The sequence below is a fragment of the Acinetobacter sp. 12966 genome, assembly GCF_031196995.1.
GTDB classification, from domain to species: domain Bacteria; phylum Pseudomonadota; class Gammaproteobacteria; order Pseudomonadales; family Moraxellaceae; genus Acinetobacter; species Acinetobacter geminorum.
This window is the reverse complement of record NZ_JAVIMC010000055.1, coordinates 16,592-40,124: the sequence shown is the minus strand read 5'-3', so window position 1 is coordinate 40,124 and position 23,533 is coordinate 16,592. Positions and strand designations below refer to the sequence as shown.

General features: G+C 41.2%; 16 protein-coding genes and 1 pseudogene. 11 read left to right on the top strand and 6 right to left on the bottom strand.

The window, feature by feature from the left end:
- Positions 1 to 70 precede the first annotated feature (70 nt).
- The 5 genes from RFW85_RS07945 to RFW85_RS07925 all read left to right on the top strand — a co-directional run bounded on the left by RFW85_RS07945 (position 71) and on the right by RFW85_RS07925 (position 6,174).
- Positions 71 to 1,720 (top strand): AMP-binding protein, encoded by a 1,650-nt coding sequence (locus RFW85_RS07945; protein WP_069035878.1) that lies wholly within the window; start codon positions 71 to 73, stop codon positions 1,718 to 1,720.
- Positions 1,721 to 1,731: 11 nt separating this feature from the next.
- Positions 1,732 to 2,859: an acyl-CoA dehydrogenase family protein gene (locus RFW85_RS07940; protein ID WP_069035877.1), complete on the top strand. Its 1,128-nt coding sequence runs from the start codon at positions 1,732 to 1,734 to the stop codon at positions 2,857 to 2,859.
- A gap of 21 nt (positions 2,860 to 2,880) precedes the next feature.
- Positions 2,881 to 3,654 carry an enoyl-CoA hydratase gene (locus RFW85_RS07935; protein WP_032025523.1) on the top strand — a complete coding sequence of 258 codons (774 nt, stop codon included), beginning with the start codon at positions 2,881 to 2,883 and terminating at the stop codon, positions 3,652 to 3,654.
- 12 nt (positions 3,655 to 3,666) lie between these two features.
- On the top strand, positions 3,667 to 4,692 hold the full coding sequence (locus RFW85_RS07930) for an enoyl-CoA hydratase/isomerase family protein (RefSeq protein ID WP_069035876.1): 1,026 nt from the start codon (positions 3,667 to 3,669) through the stop codon (positions 4,690 to 4,692).
- Positions 4,693 to 4,812: 120 nt separating this feature from the next.
- Positions 4,813 to 6,174: an MFS transporter gene (locus RFW85_RS07925; RefSeq protein WP_069035895.1), complete on the top strand. Its 1,362-nt coding sequence runs from the start codon at positions 4,813 to 4,815 to the stop codon at positions 6,172 to 6,174.
- Positions 6,175 to 6,299: 125 nt separating this feature from the next.
- Here the strand turns inward: RFW85_RS07925 and RFW85_RS07920 are convergent, their stop codons facing one another.
- The 4 genes from RFW85_RS07920 to RFW85_RS07905 form a co-directional block, all read right to left on the bottom strand.
- Positions 6,300 to 7,196, bottom strand: coding sequence for an EamA family transporter (locus RFW85_RS07920; RefSeq protein ID WP_069035875.1), 897 nt, complete (start codon positions 7,194 to 7,196; stop codon positions 6,300 to 6,302).
- 64 nt (positions 7,197 to 7,260) lie between these two features.
- Complete coding sequence (locus RFW85_RS07915) at positions 7,261 to 8,700, bottom strand: amino acid permease (RefSeq protein WP_005071933.1); 1,440 nt, start codon at positions 8,698 to 8,700, stop codon at positions 7,261 to 7,263.
- Positions 8,701 to 8,758: 58 nt separating this feature from the next.
- Entirely contained in the window at positions 8,759 to 10,195 is a 1,437-nt protein-coding gene (locus tag RFW85_RS07910; protein ID WP_069035874.1) for an FAD-binding oxidoreductase, read from the bottom strand.
- Positions 10,196 to 10,206: 11 nt separating this feature from the next.
- A complete protein-coding gene (locus RFW85_RS07905; RefSeq protein WP_005804779.1) occupies positions 10,207 to 10,602 on the bottom strand; it encodes a nuclear transport factor 2 family protein in 396 nt (131 codons plus the stop codon).
- 272 nt (positions 10,603 to 10,874) lie between these two features.
- On the opposite strand from RFW85_RS07905, the gene RFW85_RS07900 reads away from it, so the two are divergent.
- Positions 10,875 to 12,386: a PLP-dependent aminotransferase family protein gene (locus tag RFW85_RS07900; RefSeq protein WP_069035873.1), complete on the top strand. Its 1,512-nt coding sequence runs from the start codon at positions 10,875 to 10,877 to the stop codon at positions 12,384 to 12,386.
- A 123-nt stretch (positions 12,387 to 12,509) separates the two neighbouring features.
- Here RFW85_RS07900 and abaI read toward each other — a convergent pair whose 3' ends face one another.
- A complete protein-coding gene (gene abaI, locus RFW85_RS07895) occupies positions 12,510 to 13,076 on the bottom strand; it encodes an acyl-homoserine-lactone synthase AbaI (protein WP_081313726.1) in 567 nt (188 codons plus the stop codon).
- An 84-nt stretch (positions 13,077 to 13,160) separates the two neighbouring features.
- Positions 13,161 to 13,556 carry a DUF4902 domain-containing protein gene (locus RFW85_RS07890; RefSeq protein ID WP_069035871.1) on the bottom strand — a complete coding sequence of 132 codons (396 nt, stop codon included), beginning with the start codon at positions 13,554 to 13,556 and terminating at the stop codon, positions 13,161 to 13,163.
- A gap of 755 nt (positions 13,557 to 14,311) precedes the next feature.
- On the opposite strand from RFW85_RS07890, the gene abaR reads away from it, so the two are divergent.
- The 5 genes and pseudogenes from abaR (at position 14,312) to RFW85_RS07865 (ending at position 23,532) form a co-directional block, all read left to right on the top strand.
- Positions 14,312 to 15,028, top strand: a complete 717-nt coding sequence (gene abaR / locus RFW85_RS07885; protein ID WP_069036521.1) for a LuxR family transcriptional regulator AbaR — start codon at positions 14,312 to 14,314, stop codon at positions 15,026 to 15,028.
- 574 nt (positions 15,029 to 15,602) lie between these two features.
- Complete coding sequence (locus RFW85_RS07880; RefSeq protein WP_069036572.1) at positions 15,603 to 17,492, top strand: fatty acyl-AMP ligase; 1,890 nt, start codon at positions 15,603 to 15,605, stop codon at positions 17,490 to 17,492.
- Positions 17,493 to 17,543: 51 nt separating this feature from the next.
- On the top strand, positions 17,544 to 19,319 hold the full coding sequence (locus RFW85_RS07875; RefSeq protein ID WP_081313838.1) for an acyl-CoA dehydrogenase: 1,776 nt from the start codon (positions 17,544 to 17,546) through the stop codon (positions 19,317 to 19,319).
- Positions 19,316 to 19,576, top strand: coding sequence for an acyl carrier protein (locus RFW85_RS07870; RefSeq protein WP_001030690.1), 261 nt, complete (start codon positions 19,316 to 19,318; stop codon positions 19,574 to 19,576). Before RFW85_RS07875 ends, RFW85_RS07870 begins: the two co-directional genes overlap by 4 nt.
- A pseudogene (locus tag RFW85_RS07865) lies at positions 19,573 to 23,532 on the top strand (amino acid adenylation domain-containing protein). The gene RFW85_RS07870 and the pseudogene RFW85_RS07865 overlap by 4 nt, the downstream one beginning before the upstream one ends.
- The last annotated feature ends 1 nt before the right edge of the window (position 23,533 follow it).

The following is a 23,533-nucleotide window of genomic DNA, read 5'->3' as shown; positions in this document are numbered from 1 at the left end:
GCCAAAGGATGGCTTTAAACACATTAAACCCTGTCGTGAATAACAACAAATCCGGACTGAGGGAAAAGATATGATGGATTATCAAAATGCTGCACAGGCTTTCGATTTGGAAAGTACTGCAAAAAAAATGTTATCAGGTTCAGTTGATGCTTTAAATGCTTGTTATGAATGCTGTGATCGACACGCAGATGGCGACAAAATTGCGCTGTATTGGCAAGGAAAAGACGGCCGAAAAGAGCAATACACCTTCCGTGAACTAAAAGAATGGTCAAGTCAGTTTGCCAACTTTTTAAAATCACAAGGTGTGAAAGCAGGCGACCGTATTTCCGGTCTATTACCAAGAACACCTGAATTGATCGTGACTATTTTTGCAGCTTGGCGAATTGGTGCAGTTTATCAACCACTATTTACTGCATTTGGCCCAAAAGCGATTGAGCACCGTATTCAGCTTGCACAAAGTAAGCTGGTGGTGACCGATATGGGCAACCGTAGCAAGCTTGATGAAATTGAAAATTGCCCTGCAATTGTGACGGTGGCCGACACACAAGGTACTCCGCTTAAAGCAGGTGATTTTAATTTTTGGAATGAAGTGAAGCAGCAGTCCGAGCAGTGTGATCTGGTTATGCGTAGCATCCAAGATCCATTTTTATTGATGTTTACTTCAGGCACTACAGGGCCAGCTAAACCATTGGAAGTGCCATTAAAAGCACTAATTGCCTTTGGTCGATATATGCAAGATGCCATTGGTTTAACCGAAGAAGACTCATTTTGGAATATTGCCGATCCGGGTTGGGCGTATGGTCTGTACTACGCGATTACTGGGCCGTTATTCTTGGGCCACGCTACTTTGTTTTATGAAGGTGGTTTCAGCATAGATAGCCTATGTCAAATTGTGAAAGATTATAAGATTAACAACTTGGCAGGTGCACCAACGGCTTACCGCATGATGATGGCGGCTGATCCAGCACAAATGGCGCCCTTAAAAGGGCAGTTCCGTGTAGTGAGCAGTGCAGGCGAGCCACTGAATCCAGAAGTAATTCGCTGGTTTAAACAAGTCCTTGATGCTCCGATTTATGATCACTACGGACAAACCGAAGTCGGTATGGTGGTGTGTAATCATCATGGTTTAAAACATGAAATTCATGCTGGTTCAGCAGGTTTTCCAAGTCCGGGCTATCGCGTTGCGATTGTCAATGAACAAGGGGAAGAACTTCCGCCAGATACACCGGGAATATTAGCAGTCGACATTAGTCAGTCTCCAATGATGTGGTTCGGTGGCTATAAAGAAAGCCGAAAATCGCCTTTCGTTGGTCATTACTATTTAACTGGCGACACTGCCGAGCTTCATGCCGATGGCAGCATGAGCTTTGTTGGTCGTAGTGATGATGTAATCACTACATCGGGTTATCGTATTGGGCCTTTCGATGTAGAAAGCGCACTACTCGAACACGACGCTGTGATTGAAGCAGCAGTGATTGGCGTGCCTGATCCGGACCGTACCGAAGTGGTTAAGGCCTTCGTAATTTTAGCTGCGGATGCTCAACCTTCCGATACACTTGCTGAACAACTCAGTCAATTTGTAAAAAAACGACTTTCTGCACATGCTTACCCACGTTTAGTTGAATTTGTGAGTGAATTACCTAAAACTCCAAGTGGTAAAATTCAGCGCTTTTTATTGCGTAATCAAGAAATTGCTAAACAACAAGCTAAAGCAGGGTAAAGGAAATAATAATGCAATTTACCGAAGAACAATTACTTATTCGTGATATGGCGAAAAGTTTCGCCCAAGAACAAATCAAGCCTCATGCCAGTGATTGGGACCGAGATGGAACTTTCCCAAAAGAAACTCTGACTCAAATGGGGCAACTCGGTTTTATGGGTATGCTTGTTTCAGAGCAATGGGGTGGTTCAGACACGGGTAACTTAGCCTATGTACTGGCGCTTGAAGAAGTTGCGGCAGCAGATGGCGCAACCTCAACCATCATGAGTGTACATAACTCGGTTGGCTGTGTACCTATTTTAAAATTTGGTACCGACGAGCAAAAAGAGCGTTTTTTAAGGCCTTTGGCTCAAGGTGAAATGATCGGCGCTTTTGCCTTAACTGAACCACATACTGGCTCAGATGCGGGAGCCATTAAAACCCGAGCGGTGAAAGATGGTGACGATTACATTTTAAATGGTGCTAAGCAGTTTATTACCTCTGGTGATAATGCTGGTGTCATTATTGTGTTTGCTGTGACTGATCCGAGCGCAGGTAAAAAGGGCATTAGTGCCTTTTTAGTTCCACGCGAAACTTCAGGTTATGAAGTGATTCGTGTTGAAGAAAAACTCGGTCTGCATGCTTCAGATACGTGTCAGATTGCTTTAACAGATGTACGCATTCACAAAAGCCTCATGCTGGGCAAAGAAGGCGAAGGCTTAAAAATCGCTCTGGCCAATTTAGAAGGTGGGCGTATTGGTATTGCTGCACAAGCAGTTGGTCTAGCACGTGCGGCACTCGAAGAAGCAACTCGTTATGCCAAAGAGCGTATTACTTTTGGAAAACCAATTTTCGAGCATCAAACTATCGCGTTTCGCCTTGCTAGCATGGCAACAGAAATCGAAGCAGCGAGACAACTGGTTCACTACGCTGCGCGTTTAAAAGAAGCGGGGCAACCATGTCTCAATGAAGCCTCAATGGCCAAGTTATTTGCTTCAGAAATGACGGAGCGCATGTGTTCGAGCGCACTACAAGTGTTTGGTGGCTATGGTTATCTCAGAGACTTCCCAATTGAGCGCATCTATCGTGATGCGCGTATTTGTCAAATTTACGAAGGCACGAGTGATATCCAACGTTTAGTGATTGCACGTAGTCTATAAAATCAGAACAAGGAATAAGTAATGCAGTGGCAAAGTATTTTATTAGAAAAGCGTAATGGGGTTGGACTGATTACATTAAATCGCCCTCAAGCGCTCAATGCCTTAAACAGTGAATTAATTAGTGAAATTAATCAGGCATTAGATCAGCTCGAAAAAGACCGCGAAATTGGCTGCATCGTATTGGCAGGCTCAGAAAAAGCTTTTGCCGCAGGAGCTGACATTAAAGAAATGGCTGATTTGGCATTTCCTGATATTTATTTAGATGACTTTTTTCATCTTGCAGACCGTATTGCACAGCGCCGTAAACCTCTAATTGCAGCGGTGAGTGGCTATGCATTGGGTGGTGGCTGCGAATTAGCTCTGATGTGTGATTTTATTTATTGTGCTGATAACGCCAAGTTTGGTTTACCCGAAGTCACTTTAGGTGTGATTCCGGGTATTGGTGGCACACAACGCTTAACCCATGCGATTGGTAAAGCCAAAGCAATGGAAATGTGCCTTACCGCTCGTCAAATGGGCGCTGTAGAAGCAGAACAAAGTGGTTTAGTTGCACGTGTGTTTACTAAAGAAGAATTACTTGAACAAACCGTACAAGCCGCTGAAAAAATTGCAGCACGATCTTTAACTGCAAACATGATGCTTAAAGAAACCATTAACCGCGCTTTTGAGGTGAATCTCACCGAAGGTTTACGTTTTGAAAGACGCATGTTCCATTCAATATTTGCAACATTTGACCAAAAAGAAGGAATGCAGGCTTTTGTTGAAAAACGAAAGGCAAATTTTAAAAATCAATAAGAGATCAATAAAATGAATACAGAAAATCACTTAATGATTGAGCAACAAGGTAAGTTGGGCATAATTACCTTAGACCGAGTGACTCATCTCAACGCATTGTCGCTAGATATGATTAAAAGTATTGGTGCCCAATTAGAACTGTGGCGAAATGATGCTGCTGTTCAGGCAGTATTAATTAAGTCAAATAGCCCAAAAGCCTTCTGTGCAGGTGGAGATATCCGCTATCTCTATGACAGTTATAAAAATGGCACGGCCGATTACAAAGGCTACTTTAGTGCCGAATATAAAATGCTAAATATACTGCGTGAATATGAAAAGCCAATCATTGTTGTGCTTGATGGCTATGTATTAGGTGGCGGTTTTGGCTTGGCTCAGGCTTGTCACATTGTGGTGAGCAGTGAAAAATCTAGATTTGCCATGCCTGAAACAGCGATTGGTTTTTTCCCAGATGTTGGGGCAACACACTTCCTGTCTCGCCTTGATGATATTGGCGTTTATATGGCAATTACGGGTGAGCAGATCAGCAGTAGCGATGCACTCTATCTCGATTTAATTGACTACCATGTGCCAAGCGAGCAGTTACAAGCGTTGCAAGATGCTCTCGTTGAAGCGCCAAGTTTAAGCAAAGAGGGAATTGAACGCATCATTACCCGATTTATTACTCGCCCTGCCGAAAGCGAATTAAAACAATTGGCTGAAGGTATTCGTAAACACTTTGGATATCAGCATTTAGATGAAATTGAGCAAAGTCTTGAAAATGAGCAAGATGAAAGCTTAAAAACTTGGACAAGTAAGATGCTCAGCATTTTGCAGCAGCGCTCATTTATTGCCAAACAAACCAGTTTAAAACTACAACATTTAGGTCGAGGGCTCTCTTTACCTCAGTGCATGCAGCTTGAACGTGATTTACAAGATATCTGGTTTGAGCATGGCGACTTTATTGAAGGTGTTCGTGCACTCATTGTCGATAAAGACAAACAACCACAGTGGCAAGAACGTAATTCGAGATTTGAGCCAATTTTAGAAAAATTGAGCTAAACCGAATTACGAAAACATAAAAAGTTTAAGGAGATAAAGCGAGACCTGAAAATGCTTATGGTCAGGGCTGGTCATAAGCATAAAAAAGATAAAACAAGAAAATCTAAAAAGGATATTACGATGCAATCAATACATGGAAACGGTTCAAATACTAAAAAGTCGTCACATCGATTAGCAGGCATCTCTAGCATGGTCGGCACCACCATTGAGTGGTATGACTTTTTTATTTACGGTGCGGCAGCAGCGCTCATTTTTAATAAGCTATTTTTCCCAAATCTGGATGCACTTACCGGCGTGCTTGCTGCATTTGCAACCTATGCCGTTGGATTTATTGGGAGACCGTTAGGCGGCTTAGTCTTTGGTCATTTTGGTGACAAGATTGGCCGTAAATCGATGTTGCTACTGACCTTGATGCTCATGGGGATCCCAACCGTACTGATTGGCTTATTACCGACTTATGAATCAATTGGATATTGGGCTGCGATTGGTTTGGTTGTCTTGCGATTCATTCAAGGTATGGCAATGGGCGGTGAATGGGGCGGTGCTGTGCTCATGGCGGTTGAACATGCACCAGAAGGCGGTAAAGGATTCTGGGGAAGCTTGCCTCAAGCCAGTACAGGTGGTGGCTTAATGCTAGCCTCAATCGCGTTGGGTCTGGTGTCGTTATTACCTGAAGAAGCATTGTTTAGCTGGGGTTGGCGTTTACCATTTCTTGCCAGCATTATTTTACTGGCAGTGGGTTGGTATATACGTGTAAAAGTGCCTGAGTCGCCAGATTTCGAAAAAGTAAAACAACAGTCTGAGGAAGTCAAAGTTCCTGCTTTACAGGTTTTTAAAAACCATCCAAAGCAACTCATCACCATTATTTTGGCTCGCGCAGCTGAGAATGCATGGTTTTATATTGCCTCAACATTTACATTGGCTTATACCACTGCACAACTTGGAATCCCACGCCAAGACATTTTATTTGCCACCATTTGCGGCGCAGCCGTCATTTTATTTATGACACCGTTATGTGGACATTTGTCGGATAAAGTCGGCCAACGCAATATGTTTATGTTTGGTCTATGCATATTGGCGCTTTACTGCTATCCATTTTTTACCATGCTCAACACAAAAGATCCTGTATTAGTTTGGACAGCAATTGTTTTAGCGATTGGTGTTGTGTTTCCGATTATGTATGCACCCCAAGCTCAGCTTTTTGCACGTCAATTTCCCGCGGAAATTCGTTATAGCGGAATTTCAATTTCGGTGCAGTTGGCTGGCGTATTAGGTGGTGGTTTAGCACCAATGATTGCTACTAAATTATTGAGCGTCGGGCAGGGTAATCCATATTTAATTATGCTTTATATTGGAAGTATGGCTGTAGTTGCAATTATATCGACGACATTTATGCCACGTGATCAAAGCTTTGTAGTAGATAAGCATCAAACAAAGCCTAAAAATTTAAATCTTAAGACGAATGCTTCAGATCATTCTTGAGCTATTTGGAGAGTAGAGGCCTAAGTTTTTCTTAGGCCTCTACTAGGGTAAGCTTATAAAATTAAGATAATGACGATATCTAGCTGTTGCAGAAATGAGATTGGTTTTTATACCAATATATTGTGTTAGGGATGAAGTGGCTTTTTTCCAATCAGATGCGTTTTGATTTTTTGTCCAAGTAGATGAACCATTAAACCTAACATCACAACAATAGAACCAAACCATTGCCAGTTGTTTAAATGTTCATCTAAAAAAATAGTAGCAAAAATCATACTAATGACAGGAACCCATAACGAAAGTGGACTAATCTTGGCTGCTGGATAACGTGTAAGCAAATAAATCCATAACCCATATCCAATAATGGTTGCGAAATAAGCTAAGAAAGCAGCAGCTCCCAGACCACGCCATGTTAAGGCTTGCCAGTCTACAATGACGCCTTGCCAACCTGTATCTTGGATAGCGAATAATAAAAACCAAAGAGGTGTAAGAATATTTCCCCAAACGACTAACCCGATTGGATTAATGGAACCCATTCGTTTTACAACAATATTTCCACATGCCCAAGAGAATGCTGAACACAAAACGAGTATCAAACCTAATAAAGGGATATGACTATGCTGTTGACCTAATGCAATCAGTAATAGTCCTAATGATGCGATAATGATTGCTAACCATTGATTCCAAGATGCTTGCTCCTTAAGAAGAAATACAGCAATCATCACTGTAAAAAAGGCTTGTGATTGAACAACTAAAGCAACTAGCCCAGTAGGCATACCTGTGGCAATAGCACTAAACATAAAGGCAAATTGAGAAAAGTTGCTAATAAACCCATATGCCAAGAGCCATTTCCATCCGACTTGTGGAATACGAATAAAAAGTAGAGCGGGGATTAGAACTAAAATATAGCGTAAACATCCCAACATCATGGGGCTAATTTCACTCACACCAACTTTCATAAAATAAAAGTTAATACCCCAGATGAACACTACTGCAAAAGCAGCGAGTTTATCTTTCAACAACATGTGCTTATTCCTGAAAAGAGATTTACGACCTATCTAAAAGACAGGTCGTGTAAACGAGAGGAGGTTAGATTTTGTTATGCTTTGCAGGAACGAGAGTATCTAACTTGGGATGTTGATTACGTAATTTAAGTAGTTCCACATAGTCACGAATCATAAAAATGCAGAATAAAATCGCAGCACTAGCAATACCGAACCAGAACGCTTTTTGTAAACTTGGAATGAGGGACATTGCGGCAAAGATACAAACCATACCAATAATGGCAACATAACTGAGGTATGGGAAACACCACATACGAACTTTAATTCGTTCAGGGGCAACACGTTCTAGGTGACGACGTAAACGGATTTGAGAAAGGGCAATGATGATATAAACAAATAAAGCTACCGTACCATAGGACTCGACCAAGAAAGGAAAGATACCCTCAGGTGAAAAATACGAAGCTAAAATGGAAATATAACCAAATAGTGTGCTGAATAAGATGGCACGAACAGGGACACCATTTTTAGACAATTTAGTTAAGGCACGAGGGGCATCACCATTTTTGGTTAAAGCAAACAACATACGGCTTGCAGCATAAACTCCTGAATTTAGACAACTCAGAACCGCAACTAAAATGACAGCATTCATAATATCTGCAACAAAAGGGATATTGAGTACTTTAAGTGCACTTACATAAGGTGTTGCGATATCGGGGCTGCTCCACGGCACAAGGCATACGACTAAAAAGATTGAGCAAACATAAAAGAGCAATACACGAGTGATGACAGATTGAGTTGCCTTAGCAACAGATTGCTCTGGATTTTTTGTTTCTGCTGCAGCAATTGTGACGATTTCAGCACCAAAATAAAAACCAGTAGCCGCAACTGCACCTGATAGCACAGGAACCCAACCATTTGGCATAAAGCCACCATGGTTTAATAATTCACCTAGTCCTGAAGCTTGATGGTTTGGCCAGAAACCAAATAAATATAATGAACAAAGGAAAATAAATACCCCAATTGCTGCAACCTTGATAGATGAAAACCAAAACTCAAATTCACCAAAAGATTTGACAGAGAACAAATTGGTTGCGGTTAATAGAACGAGCAGAACCAGACTCACGATCCATTGGGGAATATCAGGTAACCAGTAAGCGAGAAGTTTAGCCCCAACAATTGCCTCAAGGGCAATCACGATCACCCAAAAATACCAATACATCCAGCCTGTCATAAATCCAGCGAGGCGAGATAAAAATGGTGAATCTTGAAAAGCGTAGCGAGCATAAGCATAAAAGGAACCTGTTACCGGTGAAGCAGTGGCTAACTCCCCCAGCATACGCATCACTAAAATGATTAAGGTACCTGTGATGAGAAATGAAAGAATGGCTGCAGGGCCGGCAGATTGAATCACTACTGAGCTACCGACAAATAGCCCCATACCAATGACACCACCAAGTGCCATCATCTGGACATGGCGTGGCTTCAAGCTACTTTTTAAATCTTGGTTTGAATCTGAATCATACATGGCTAACTCCCCTCATAATTTTTATAACCGTATCGTTAGGCTGATCGTTGAATAACACTTAAAGCATTTCGTCTTTTAAGTAATACCAGCGGTACAACAAGGCTTGCCCCAACCGTCTAAAAGGTCGAAATAAATGTGAAGGTAATGGTGACTGATAAATAGGTAGATCAAATTGTGGGCGTTGAATGCCCATTACTCGTTCTGCAAGACGACGTCCTGCCATTGCTGAAAAAGATACGCCATTGCCGCCATAGCCAATTGCATAATAGATAGTTTCATCAGGATTAGGCTGTACAATTCGTGGCATCATGTCATGACTGACATCGACCCAACCCCACCATGAATATGCAATTGGTATACCACGCAAGCTTGGGAATTTGCGATAGAGTCCTTCTTTTAAACGCTCTAGATGTACAGGGTTATTTGCATCGGCTCCTGTTAAAGCACTTCGGCTGCCACACTGTACTGAACCATCAGGCAATAAGCGGTAATAATGGCGTAAAGTGCGAGTATCTGTAATGAACGTTGTACTATGTAAGCCTGCTTCTTTAAGCTCAGCAGTTGTTAACGGACGGGTGACAATAGAATTAGATAAAATTGGCATGATTTTGCCGGACAAGCTTGGATGCAAACCATTAGGTGTATAACCACCTGTTGCTACAGCCACTCGTTTAGCTTTGACCGTGCCATGGGGGGTACGTAGATAGTGAATACCATTACGTGTTTCCCAATCTAATACAGGACTTGAGGTATGTACTTTCGCCCCAGCAGCACGCGCTCTTTTTAAATATCCAAAAGCCAATTTTAATGGATGTACACCAATACCATCAGGTTCGAGTAACGCACCGGCAGCTTCTTGGTCTCCAACAAACTCTTCGTGAAGTTGTTCGCGGCTTAGCATACGAGTGTTATAACCAAACACATCTTTCATGACTTTGCCTTCGTTTTCTAAAAACGCCAGTTTTTTTGCACGATGAGCAATATATAAATGCCCACCATCTTGTGCATCACATTCAATACCAGTTACCAGATGTTTAAAATAATCAAAACCTTCGCGAATTTCTGCATCTAAACGTTTGGCTATATCTAGTCCCCATTTTTCGATCCACTGTGAACGATATAACCGACCAGAAGCATTTTGACCTTGTCCGCCATTTCGGCTTGTACAACCCCATGCACTACGATTTGCTTCAAGAACTAATGGCGCAGTACCAAATTGTTCTGCAAGAGTTAACGCAGTTGAAAGACCAGTAAAACCGCCACCAATAATGACAATGTCGGCCTCTGTATCACCTGGTAATGGGCCATCATCATCGGGAGGTGTTCCAGCCGTTGCAACCCAGTAGGTTGGTGCGTATTGTTCGTTGCCAGTTACGATCTTATCTGTCAACGGATCAAATTTAGCGTTGTAGGTTTTAAAGCCACGATGAATGGGTTCAGATATTGGATCAACTATTTTGTCTAGAGAAGTTAATTGTTGTACTGATTGATTCATGGGCAGGCTCCTTAAGCGGCTGCTTGCACGGGGCGATTTTTACGGAATGCATTTTTGACTAAAATTTTTCCATCTTTAAAGGTGAAAACATCAACCATGTTGGCTTCAATCTTTCCACCTTCAGGGGTTGATGCTGTAAATGTTGTTTCAGAAATTCCGTATAGCGCATCTTCGCTCAACCAGTGTTTACCATTAAGCCACTGTGCATCAGGAAAACTTTTAAAAGTATTTTCAAATGCTTGACGAACAGCCTCATGCCCTTGAATACGTGTACCGTATACCTCATCACCTGCAACTGTTTCAAAACAACAATCAGGATGCATACAGTCCATGAGTTGCTCTACATCGTGTTTATTCCATGCTGTAGAAAAGTCAGTGATTAGTTGCAAAAGTTGAGCTTGGTTCATCTTTTTAACTCCAAATACATACGAATCCTTTTTGATGATTAAACTGTACGGAAATAGAGCAATTAGCCGTAGTACCAGATTTAAGGTTTTGATGGAGCCAGACTTAAATTAATTTAAATATTTAAAATTTATTAATTTTTTATTTTTTTTATATGTTGGAATAGGTCTTGCATTTGTATTTATGATGCCAGATTTCGGTAAATCATAGGTCTTCAGAGGCAAAATGCACCATGTTAAGCATTTGGGCTTCAAAATAGGTCGAGAAATGCACTATGGAAAGAGATCAGTTTGTAACAAATCCAGAAGCACCAGGTATATGGAACGTATTATTTGCAGAGACTGAGCAAAGTGGACTCAATTTGCAGGGAAGAATTTGCCGTATGATGTTTACTGCATTAGTACAAGGTTATCTCAAGCCAGGTATGGCTGTTCCATCAAGTCGTTATTTGGCAGATCAACTTGGAGTTGGTCGTAATACTGTGACTATTGCATATCAACAACTCGTAGCTGAACGTATTTTAGAGTCTAGGCAACGTAGTGGACATTTTGTGCATCCCAGCTTCCAAATTGATAGTAGTGAAAGCAAAACGATAAAAACGACATCAAAATCTACAGAATGGGTTTCACGCTTTCGTCTTCGCCCATCAGCACAAAGGCATATTAATAAACCTGCGGATTGGATGAGTTACCCATACCCGTTTATATATGGTCAGCCTGACTTTGAAAGTTTTCCGGCCTCATCTTGGCGTGAGTGTGCTGTTAAAGCTTTATCAGCTAAAGATGCATCGATATGGTCAAGGGATATTACACAACAAGGTGATGATACTTTTCTTATAAATGCAATACGGCAACATATTTTACCGACCCGTGGAATTATGGCCAAAGAAAATGAAATATTACTTACGGTAGGAAGCCAGCATGCACTGTATATGTTGGCAGCACTACTACTTAAAGAACAACAAAGTGTTGGTATAGAAGACCCTGGCTATCCTGATGCACGAAATATTTTTATGTTGCATACACCAAATATTGTGCCATTAGCGGTTGATCATGAAGGCGTTACCCTAACAAATGCTGTGGGCTGTGATTATTTTTATGTGACACCAGGACGACAATGCCCAACAGGCATAACCATGTCTCCTTCACGCCGTAAAAAGCTTTTACAACTGGCGGAGCAGCAAGACAGTATCATTATAGAAGATGAATACGATGCACAGGTTCTAGTTCAAAATACTACGATCCCTGCATTAAAAAGTTTAGATCGGCATGGGAGAGTAGTTTATATTGGGAGTTTATCTAAGCCTCTAGCACCAGGTTTACGCTTAGGGTACATCGTAGCAGCTCCAGAACTCATTAATGAGTTGCGTCATTTGCGTCGTCTAATGCTTCGGCACCCCAATGTTTTTAATCAAAGAGTATTTGCCTTTTTTATTGATCAAGGTTATTACCACGGCATGTTACGTCGTCAGTTTCAACTCCATAAATATCGTGGTGAGCAGTTAATATCAGCATTACACCATCACTTTCCCACATGGAATGTTTATGCATTAAATGGTGGCTCGGCATGTTGGATTGATACCCAAAGTGATATCGATTGTACTGTTCTAGCTCAATACGCAGCTAATGTAGGGGTTTTTATAGAGGCCGGTCAGCCATTTTTTCTAAATACAGATCAACATCAACATTTTTTAAGGTTAGGTATTGGATCTATTATTGCCGATAAAATTGATGAAGGAATTCAGGCTTTAGATCAGGCAGTTAATGATTATAAGAAATACAATTAAAAAATTTTTTATGAGTCAAACTAATCTTTCGGGTAGTGCTTTTAGTATTTGAAGCGAAAAAAGAGGTACAAGCGCTACTTTTTCACGCTCCAGCCGTTCAATATGTAGCTAATTGGTTATGAACTACACTTCAATCAAGCAGGCAAACATCGCATATCCATCAATAACCATAGGTGGGCCCGCGCGATGGGCCCGAAAACCCGCAGCACGTAATAAACGTTCTACACCAAGAGGAGAGGTCGTAATGAGTTGTTTGGCGCCTTGTTCTCTTGCAAAGTTAATAGCTTCTTGCAGAATGGCAATTGAGACCGGTGATGACACAGCCTGACTGCTAGAGGAAGGCGGATTTGAAAAATCTACAGCTGAAAACCTTGAGAGTTCCCAAATTTCTGGCGAGCAGGGAATAGGCATTCCATTGAGTAATTGGGGAAATATTTCACCCAGTAAATAGGGTTGAGTCGTGGGTAGTAATCTGGCACAACCAATAATATTAGATTCTCTATCTTGAGCGACTACATAAGCTGTGTCGACTTTATCAAATTGATCTAGTTCTTCATTGTTTGGACAGTTCAACTCCCATCCCAAATGCTCAACAAATACCCTGTAACGGTAACTTTTAAATTTGGTATACAAGCCTTCTGAAAAATTGTTTTGAAATCCAGCAATAATATTCATTACAAGTGCTTCCACTTATTTTTCAAGCGACTTTACTGAACAGCTGGAAAGGCGGTAACTGTAAGAATTTACAGGTTTCTAAGAGATGATTTGTCTTAATTAAGACTGGATTAATGACGTATTGATTTGGGCATAAATAAACGGTTCCCAGAATAAAGTATCTATTTTCTTCTTGAGGAATGTTTCATTGGTATCAAACCCGATATCTATACCAGATATATCAACAATCATGATATTGCTTCGAGGCAAACCTACTCGTTTTACGGTAGTGATGCCATTGTACTCAATAAATTCCCAATCCCATCCGGTACTTAAAGCTGGAGTTTTTAACGTTGCCCATTCGGTAAAACCATAATAGAGAATTTTAGAATCTTCAATTTGTGTTGATTCAACAATAGAGATGATGTGTTGGAGAGGATAAATCATAAGTTGGTTTTCGTTCATTCGAATAAAACCATCTGTTGAGATAGAGAAATGAGGGAGTATGCTAACCATGCTACCTGTTCAAGTGACTTGAATTGGGGTTCAATGGATAAATAGCATAAATTATTGCCAATAAAATACTGTTATGTTTAACAGGTTAACTATAATTTGATGGTGCACCTTTAAGCTATTCTTATCAGAGATGTTTTTGGGTAAAAACTCTTTTTTTAAAGAGACTAGCTCGATAGAATCTATTAGATAGTCAATAATTTTAATACTAAAATAATAATTACAAGTATGGGGGTGCTGTAATTGTTTGGTTTTTAAAATATTATAATTATTTTTAGTTTTTTTATATAAAAAACAGGGGGATTAGAGGTATTGAATAATTGAAAGGCAATATTATTTAATTAAATTAATAAAAACATGCTCTCAAGATTAAGTGATTGAGTTCTCTATAAATTAAAAAAATATATATTTTGGAATAAAATGCATCCTGTAAATTTTAATTTTTAAAGCATAATCTGCGCATGAAATATAACAACCTTGAAAGCGTTCAGACATATAGTTTATCTGAATAATTTGCAATCATTCCGGGCTTAAAAGTGTTGTTAATTGGATAATGAATTCAAAATCTGTAATTGAGGGCTCTAATAGAAGAGCAGGTGCGAAAAATATATTTAGTAACCTAAGAGTGTTTTAGATTATTGATGATCTTTATTGAAATTACGGTAAAAGATTAGGCCTACACTTCAATTTGATTACTTTGGATTCACAATATGCAACCGAACAAAAAATAGTTTGTGAATGGAGTCTAATGAGCGCAAATGGAAAGTTGGCAAGAGGATTTATTATCAGCATTTTTGGTGGTAAAAAATGAATACCAGTTGTTTGAGATCGTTAAATCTACAGCATTAAAGCTTGGATTTGACTATTGCGCTTATGGTATGCAATCGCCCTTATCTATTGCTGAACCAAAAACGATTATGTTGAATAATTATCCAGAAGCATGGCAGAAACGTTATGTGGAACGGCAATATGTGAAGATAGATCCGACGGTGCAGCATTGTATGATATCACTTCAACCTCTTGTTTGGTCGAGTCAATCTGCGAAGACACAGGCTGAAAAAGATTTTTGGGAGGAAGCGCGTTCTTATGGTTTAAATGTCGGTTGGGCTCAGTCAAGTCGTGATTTTATTGGGACCAGAGGAATGCTAACACTAGCAAGATCCAACGACCAATTATCAGAAAAAGAGCAAAAAGCACAATACACGAATATGTACTGGTTGACTCAAACAGTGCATTCTAGCATTGCTAAAATGGTGAATGATGCAGAATTTGCTCAATTCAATCTTTATTTAACGAACAGGGAAAAAGAGGCGCTACGCTGGACTGCTGAAGGTAAAACGTCAGCTGAAATAGCTCAAATTCTTGGAGTAACTGAAAGAACCGTAAATTTCCATCTCAGTAACTCCATGCAAAAGTTAAATGTAAATAATAAAATTTCAGCAGCTATTCGGGCTGTAATGCTGGGGCTTTTATAGAGATTATAGATAATAGAGGAATTTAATATTAGAATTAAGAAAAAATAAATATTTTAATATTTATATGTCCAGTTTAAGGGAACTAAATTTTATTATTAAAACATAATATAAATATTTTATTTATTAATATCTATGCTGTGTTATTAAATATTTATTGCCTGTGTGTTCTTATATAAATATAATAGTTTTATTTTATTGTTTTTATAAAGCAATTTAATCTAAAGTTAAAAACAATAAAAAAGAAACTTTTAAGAGTAAAAGCCTTTAAAATCTTGGCTTATGAGTATCTAAATTAGGAGTGGATGAGATTTTAATTTAAAATAATTATAAGAAATTAAAATATATAATTACTCAAAAAATGATTTATATAAAGGATTTAGCTTCTTAATTTTCGATAAGTGACCACTTACCTGTAAACCCTTACAGGTGTAACAAATAACATTCACAATTAAAATATAATGTGAATTTATATTTTAAACAAAAAGTATATTCATTTTATTAAAAGCCCTAGCTAGAAATGTAATTTCTGAATTAGCGAATTTCAAGGGTGAATTATAATTAATCGGAGTAATTTATGGCTGTAATGGATACGGATAATATCATTGCAACATTGGAATCCCACGCAAATTTAAATGGAAGTAAGGTTGCTTTCGAGTATTTAGGGCGCCAATCAGGTGGCATTCAATCTCTTACGTATGAAGATTTGAATACGCGGATTCAACATCAAGCTCAGATATTAATGAACCTTGTGGACAGTGGTGATCGTGCAGTGTTGTTGTTCGAGCCTGGGCTAGACTTTATCGTATCGTTCTTTGCTTGTCTGAAAGCTAAAATTATCGCAGTACCAGTTAGTTTGCCGTTTAATCGTAATGGTTTTTCTAATATTTTGAATATTATGAATGACTGTGAACCAAAGATAGTACTCACAACAAAAAAGATTCTTGAGCTATCGGGTCTAATCACATTAAAAGCTCAAAATGAAAGTTTAATACTACATGCTGTTGACGCCGAATTTCAGCGTGACTTGGTCGAAAAGGATTTTCCGCTTATTGCAGAACAAGATATCTGCTTCCTGCAATATACTTCGGGATCAACAGGTTGGCCTAAAGGGGTGATCGTTACCCATAAGAATATTATGGCAAATGAAGTCATGATTGCCGAAGCATTTTGTACGCAACCTGATGATATTGGTCTGACATGGCTTCCTGTTTATCACGACATGGGATTAATTGGCTCAGTTTTACAGACCGTTTATGTGGGGCTAACTTGTTATGTTATGTCACCATTAGACTTCATCCGTAAACCACTAAAATGGCTACAATTCATTAGTGAGAAAGGTGTCACGATCAGTGGTGGACCAAACTTTGCCTATGAATTGTGTTTGCATCGTATCTCTGATGAGGATGCTGCAGCGCTTGATTTGAGTCGCGTTCGTGTAATGTTTAACGGTGCCGAGCCAATCAAAGCTCACGTCATGCAGCGTTTCATGGAGAAGTTCAATACTCAATCGAAATTGAAGCTAGATACTTTCTTGCCATGCTATGGTTTGGCAGAAGTGACGCTTTTAGTTAGTGGTGTGACAGGCCCTCTCAATGTGATTTCGCTTGATCGTGACAAGTTGAATGCTCACTTGGTAGAGACAAGTCAGGATCAAACTGCGGTGCAAGTGGTGAGTTGTGGCAAGATCTCGGCACACATTGATTGCCGCATTGTCAATCCGCATACCCATAAAGAAGTAGCAGCTCATGAAGTCGGTGAAATTTGGCTAGCAGGAGAGAGTGTTACAGCAGGTTACTGGCAGAAGCCAGAGGTCAATCAAGAAACCTTTGAAGCAACTATTGTCGATGAAGCGGGTCAGCCTAGCCAAGTACATTACTTAAGAACGGGTGATATGGGCTTTATTAAAGATGGAGACCTGTATGTAACTGGCCGTCTTAAGGATGTGATTATTATCCGTGGTAAGAACTATTACCCACAAGACATTGAATGCTCTGTTGAAACGGCACATCCTGCCGTCCGTAAAGGCTGTGTTGCAGCAGTAAATTTTGCTGATTCTGATGGCGTTACAGTTGTACTTGAGATTAAGAAGAAGTCCTTAGACAAGACACTTAATTTTGAAGCCATCAGAACTCAGGTTAAAGAACAAGTTGCAGCTGATATTGGCTTACCTGTAGATGGCGTCTATTTATTGCATCAAGGCCGAATAAATAAGACCACTAGCGGCAAAATTAGAAGAAGAAAAATTAAAGAGCAGATCGAACGCGGTCAACTGGTCTGTTTAACCCATCCAAACCGTAGAACGGTGATTGCTCGAAACTATGTCAAAAACGGCTTAGAGGTCATCCGTGATCGTGAGCAGCGGGGGCAGCTGATTCGTTATAGCTCCAATCTACTCAACTCAATGATCAAGGAACGTGAAGTGCGCAAGCTGATTTTTAATCGTCTGAAAAGTGCTTTGTTTTAAACCCTTACCCTTTAATCATTTGAGTGAAAATTCATGTCACTTACGTCCAATTTGCGGCAGTTTCAATCTGCTGCTCGTCTGGAGCAAATTTTAGGCTCCGTACATGATACTAACAACGACTTTTCTTGGTCCGCTGCCATCGAACGTGATGAGAAAGAACAGTACCCTCAGCGTGCTGTTGATTTTCTGAATGCGGTAGGTATGAACCGTTTTTATGTACCTTCAGAACTTGGAGGTCGTATGGAAATTGGTGAAGAATTGCTATATCTACATCGCGTGCTGGCACGACGAGATCTAACCATCAATTCGACTTATAGCACGAATGCTTGGTCCGTGATTGTATGGATCGGCGGTAATGCGAATCAATGCCAAAATATTGCTAGTCGAATTTTGAGTGGTGCTGCTCCAGCGCTGGCTTATAGCGAGAAAGCCCATGGTGCCGACCTGCTATCGAGTGAAGTGACAGCGCAATCTACCGAGAGTAAATATGTTTTAAATGGCGAAAAATGGTCAATTAACCGTGCCACTTTAGGAGACTCTTTAAGTCTGATCGCTAAAACATCAGACGATCGTGGACCACGTAGCCTAAGCGCATTCTGGCTCGATAAGCGTCATATGGCCTCAAAAGGAACATATAGCCTGAACCGACTACCAACAGTGGGTATGCGTGGTCTAGATATCAGCGGTATTGGTTTTAACAACGCTGAAATTCACAAAGATGCCCTGATCGGTGAAGAAGGCCAAGGGTTAGAGCTTGGACTCAAGACGTTACAGGTAACGCGTGCATATTGCAGTAGTTTCTCGCTGGGGGCTGGCGATACGATGCTACGAATCGCGACCGAGTTTGCTATCGAACGCGAGTTATATAACAAAAAAGTAATAAGCATTCCATTAGTGCGTGAGCAACTTGCTACAGCTTATGCTTATCTTTTAGCGGCTGAAGTGTTATCACTTGTTGGCGCACGCGGATTACACGTTTGTATTAATCAGTTCAGTACATGGTCGCCAATCGTCAAGGTACTGGTGCCTGAGTATGTAGAGTCGCTTGCCAAGATCACTTCTTCAGTGCTTGGGTCACGTTTCTTCTTAAGAAATGCATATGCAGATGGAATGTACCAGAAAGCATTCAGAGACCATCTTATTGTTAGTGTGTTTGACGGGAGTAGCACCGTTTGTCTAGACAGTCTGAGTTTCCAGCTCAAATCAGCCAATAAAGGTCGTAGCAAAAAAGCCGACCATCTCAACCAAGCCGAAGCTAAAGCACGCTATCGCCAGTTGTATGACTTGCAGGTAGAGACAGGTGCTATTGATTTCCGTGAGCTTGAGATTTTCAACCGAGATGGTGACTTGGTGATGGAGTCACTCGAAACAATCATCGAAATGCTCAATGATGCCGATGTTACAGCAGGGTTGTCTGCTGAGACACTTACTACGCTACGTGAACAAGCAAACCAACTTCTTGTTGAACAGCGTTCGTTGGATCAAAAAATTCAGGATTACTTCTCAAATTCTGAGCAAAGCAAAGAGTTTGAAACGTTGCGCTTTAGTCTTGCGCGTAGTTATGCAGAGTTATTTGCTCGCATTGCTGTGCTGGGTTTCTGGGTTTTCAACCGTCATGGCTTAAGACCTGCTTTACAGGATGGTGCATGGCTGATCATTTTCTTAAATGCAGCTGAAGGGCAGACAGCTCCTCCTATGACGTCATTACGTGAAAGCACATTGGCAGATTTGCTAGACCGAATTTCAACCAACCATATGTTATCTGTCATCGATTTTGCACTGGCACCACGTGATGCCAAACCGGTTAAAGAGGAGATTACCCCATGAATAAAGATAAAGCTTACTGGAGCGCAATCATTCGTACGCTAGTAGCCAAAGAAATGCGCGTAGAGCCTGAGACGATTGATCCAGATCAAAAATTTACCAGTTACGGTCTTGATTCGATCGTTGCTTTGTCTGTGTCTGGGGACTTAGAAGATCTGACAAAACTGGAGCTTGAGCCAACACTATTATGGGATTACCCAACTATCAATGCGTTGGCTGAATATCTTGTTTCTGAGTTGCAACAGGGAGTTGCTTCATGAACAACCTTGCACGACTAGAACCGGAAGTTCTGTCTCGTCATACGATTTCTGCGGAACAGCTTGGTATTTGGTACATCCAACGTCTTGAGCCAACTTGCAGTGCCTACAATATGGTGGTGGCCTTTGATGTGAAGGTTAACCAATCATTAGGCAACAAGCCGATGGAGATTCTGGAAGCGGTAATGCATGATTATCCGCTGTTGCGTGTCAGCATGCCTGCCAATGATCAGGGGATTGAGCAACTCATCTGGGATCGTATGTATCCGAATATTATCTTTTCTGATGCTCGTCATATAGAAGCTTCTGATTTGACGCAATTGGTTGAACAGGACACCAAGCAGCCGTTTGACCTGACTCAGCCACCGTTGTGGCGTATTCATTGTTATGAGCGCGGCCAAAATCACTATGTGATTGCAGTTGTGATTCATCATGCTCTCATGGATTTCTGGTCGATTGGTCTCTTGCTGCGCGATGTCGGCAAACGTTTTGGACTAGTTACAGAGTCGGATACAGTGAATGGAATCGAGTTCGCACAGTATGCCGATAAGCAGCAGAGTACTGCTATTGATGATGCTGATGAGAGTCTACTGTTCTGGAAAAAAGCGTTACAACATGCACCACACGTGCATAGCATTCCGCTTGATTACCCTCGTCCAGCTATACAGCAACATAAAGGTAGCTCACTTGCTTTTCGTGTGCCTGAGCCAGTGTCATCTGGTCTTGTAAACTTGGCGAAAGATTATGAGATCACATTGTTCGGACTTGTACTATCTGGCTTTTATGTTCTGCTGCACAAACTCTCTAATGAAAATAATCTAGTCATTGCTACACCTGTAGCTGGTCGACTTGAACGTTCTTTGCGTAATGCATTGGGGCAGTTTGTCAATACGATTGCTATTCCCATGGATATCGATGCTGACCAGACTTTACGTCAATTTACACAGCAGGTGCAGGAACAATTAAGACAGAGCCTCAAGCATCAAAAAATTGCCTTTTCCAGAGTAGTTGAAGCTGTTTCACCAAAGCGTGATGGCAGTATTAACCCATTAGCTCAGGTGGGAATGTTTTGGGAACGTCTAGGGGGGATGGATGAGTTTAAAGAACTACTTCTGCCAATTCAGACCCCAGCGACTTTGGTCGGCCAAGACCTGACCTTAGGAAGTTTTCCAGTTCGTCAGCAAGAAGGACAGTTGGATATTACGCTAGAAATGGGCGGTGAATATCAGGGTGAACTTGTTGGAGTATTGAAATATAACACTGAGTTATTTTCTGCGCAGTCTGCCGAAAATATGGTGCAGCTGCTGCAAGCTGTACTAGAAGAGATGGTGGCTCATCCTGAACGTAAGGTCGTTGAGTTAGATATCGCACCTGATTATAAGGATGGTATCCAGTTCGAGGCTCTCCGTGGACAGGCGACTGATTATGTTCAGCATGATCTATTCGCAATGATTCTAAAGCAGATTGATGAGCGTGGTGAAAATCATGCTTTAACCTCAAAAGATCATACAATTAGCTATCGTGAGTTAGGTCAACATATTGGTGGTATTGCTGAATATTTGCGTGCACACGGTATTACTCAAGGTGATCGTGTAGGTCTCATGTTAGACCGCACAGCGTTATTGCCAGCAGCAATCCTTGGAATCTGGGCGGCAGGTGCAGCTTATGTGCCACTGGATCCTAATTTCCCAACTGAACGTCTACAGAACATCATTGAAGATGCCGAACCTAAAATCATCTTGACTCAAACCGAGTTAATGGATGCTCTTAACGTTTCTGTCCCTCGCTTAGATATCAATCAAGCTGGTGTTGTGGCACTTGAACAAGTGCGCTAGACGCTTGTTTTTGGTGACATTGCTTATGTGATGTACACATCAGGCTCGACAGGTAAGCCTAAAGGTGTCCGTATTGGGCATCCTTCAATTATCAATTTCTTGCTATCTATGAATGATAGATTGCAAGTGACTGCTGAGACTCAGTTGTTAGCAATCACCACGTATGCATTTGATATTTCAATTCTTGAATTACTCATTCCGCTTCTGTACGGCGGTGTGGTGCATGTTTGCCCACGTGAAGTATCACAAGATGGTAATCAACTCGTAGATTATCTAAATGCTAAGTCTATCAATGTGTTGCAGGCTACACCGGCTTCTTGGAAAATGCTCTTAGATAGCGAGTGGAGCGGCAATGCAGGGTTGACTGCACTCTGTGGAGGCGAAGCGCTAGATACTATTCTTGCAGAAAAACTGCTGGATAAAGTTGGTTGTCTATGGAATGTCTATGGCCCGACTGAAACTACAGTGTGGTCTAGTGCAGCTCGTATCACCGATGCAAAGTATATTGATTTAGGTGAACCACTGGCGAATACCCAGCTTTATGTTCTTGATGAGCAGCAGCGTTTAGTTCCGCCAGGCGTTATGGGTGAGCTTTGGATTGGTGGTGATGGTCTGGCAGTTGATTACTGGCATCGACCTGAATTGACAGATGCACAATTTAGAACATTGCCATCTCTACCAAATGCCGGTCGACTCTATCGAACAGGTGATAAAGTCTGTTTGCGTACAGATGGACGTTTGACTCATCACGGACGTCTAGATTTCCAAGTCAAGATTCGTGGGTTCCGTATCGAACTAGGCGAAATCGAGAATGTCCTCAAACAGATCGACGGTATCACAGATGCAGTAGTGCTGGTTAAGACCACAGCTGGCAACGACCAGAAACTGGTGGCTTATGTAACTGGACAAGAGCTTGATATTGTTGGTTTGAAAAAGACCCTGCAAATTCATCTTCCAGCTTATATGGTGCCAAGTGCGTTTATCCGATTGGATGAATTTCCAATGACGGCCAACAATAAGTTGGATCGTAAGGCATTTCCTGAGCCGATCTTTGAGCAGAGCAATGATTATGTTGCACCGCGTGATCCGATCGAAATCGAGCTGTGTACTACCTTTGAACAGATCTTGTCAGTCAAGCGAGTTGGTATACACGATGATTTCTTTGAATTAGGTGGGCATTCTTTATTAGCTGTGAAGCTTGTCAACCATCTTAAAAAAGCTTTCGGTACCGAACTGTCAGTTGCTTTGTTGGCACAATATTCCACTGTGGCGAGTTTGAGTGAAATCATTCGCGAAAATAAAGAAATTAAGCCATCCATCGTAATTGAACTACGCCGTGGAACCTATGAACAACCGCTGTGGCTGTTCCATCCAATTGGTGGCAGTACCTTCTGTTATATGGAACTTTCGCGTCATCTTAATCCGAACCGTACACTACGTGCTATTCAGTCTCCTGGACTGATTGAGGCAGATGCTGCGGAAGTGGCGATTGAAGAAATGGCGACGCTCTATATTGCTGAAATGCAAAAGATGCAGCCTCAAGGACCTTATTTCCTCGGTGGCTGGTGTTTCGGTGGTGCGATCGCATACGAGATCAGTCATCAGTTGCGTCAAATGGGACAGCAGGTCACAGGTATTGTCATGATCGATACCCGTGCTCCAATTCCAGAGAATGTGCCTGAAGATGCCGACGATGCGATGCTTTTGTCTTGGTTCGCCCGTGATTTGGCTGCACCTTATGGCAAAAAGTTGACGATCCCAGCGCAATATTTGCGTGAGTTGAGTCCAGATCAAATGTTTGATCATGTACTTAAAGAAGCTAAAGCCATTAATGTTCTGCCTCTCGATGCAGATCCATCAGATTTCCGACTTTACTTTGATACTTATTTGGCGAATGGCATCGCACTCCAGACCTATTTCCCAGAACCTGAAGATTTTCCAATCCTTTTGGTCAAGGCCAAAGATGAGCAGGAAGACTTTGGAGAAAGTCTAGGTTGGGATCAACTGGTCAAAGACACATTTACACAGGTGGATTTGCCTGGTGACCACTCATCAATTATGTACGCTGAGAATGTCGTGGCTGTAGCCCAGACCATTGATCAGATGTACCCAATTCCTGCATAAG

Excerpts from the sequence above, each read along its gene's own strand:
- RFW85_RS07945 (WP_069035878.1), top strand. The coding sequence starts at position 71 with ATGATGGATTATCAAAATGCTGCACAGGCTTTCGATTTGGAAAGTACT.
- RFW85_RS07940 (WP_069035877.1), top strand. The coding sequence starts at position 1,732 with ATGCAATTTACCGAAGAACAATTACTTATTCGTGATATGGCGAAAAGT.
- RFW85_RS07935 (WP_032025523.1), top strand. The coding sequence starts at position 2,881 with ATGCAGTGGCAAAGTATTTTATTAGAAAAGCGTAATGGGGTTGGACTG.
- RFW85_RS07930 (WP_069035876.1), top strand. The coding sequence starts at position 3,667 with ATGAATACAGAAAATCACTTAATGATTGAGCAACAAGGTAAGTTGGGC.
- RFW85_RS07925 (WP_069035895.1), top strand. The coding sequence starts at position 4,813 with ATGCAATCAATACATGGAAACGGTTCAAATACTAAAAAGTCGTCACAT.
- RFW85_RS07920 (WP_069035875.1), bottom strand. The coding sequence starts at position 7,196 with ATGTTGTTGAAAGATAAACTCGCTGCTTTTGCAGTAGTGTTCATCTGG.
- RFW85_RS07915 (WP_005071933.1), bottom strand. The coding sequence starts at position 8,700 with ATGTATGATTCAGATTCAAACCAAGATTTAAAAAGTAGCTTGAAGCCA.
- RFW85_RS07910 (WP_069035874.1), bottom strand. The coding sequence starts at position 10,195 with ATGAATCAATCAGTACAACAATTAACTTCTCTAGACAAAATAGTTGAT.
- RFW85_RS07905 (WP_005804779.1), bottom strand. The coding sequence starts at position 10,602 with ATGAACCAAGCTCAACTTTTGCAACTAATCACTGACTTTTCTACAGCA.
- RFW85_RS07900 (WP_069035873.1), top strand. The coding sequence starts at position 10,875 with ATGGAAAGAGATCAGTTTGTAACAAATCCAGAAGCACCAGGTATATGG.
- RFW85_RS07890 (WP_069035871.1), bottom strand. The coding sequence starts at position 13,556 with ATGGTTAGCATACTCCCTCATTTCTCTATCTCAACAGATGGTTTTATT.
- abaR (WP_069036521.1), top strand. The coding sequence starts at position 14,312 with ATGGAAAGTTGGCAAGAGGATTTATTATCAGCATTTTTGGTGGTAAAA.
- RFW85_RS07880 (WP_069036572.1), top strand. The coding sequence starts at position 15,603 with ATGGCTGTAATGGATACGGATAATATCATTGCAACATTGGAATCCCAC.
- RFW85_RS07870 (WP_001030690.1), top strand. The coding sequence starts at position 19,316 with ATGAATAAAGATAAAGCTTACTGGAGCGCAATCATTCGTACGCTAGTA.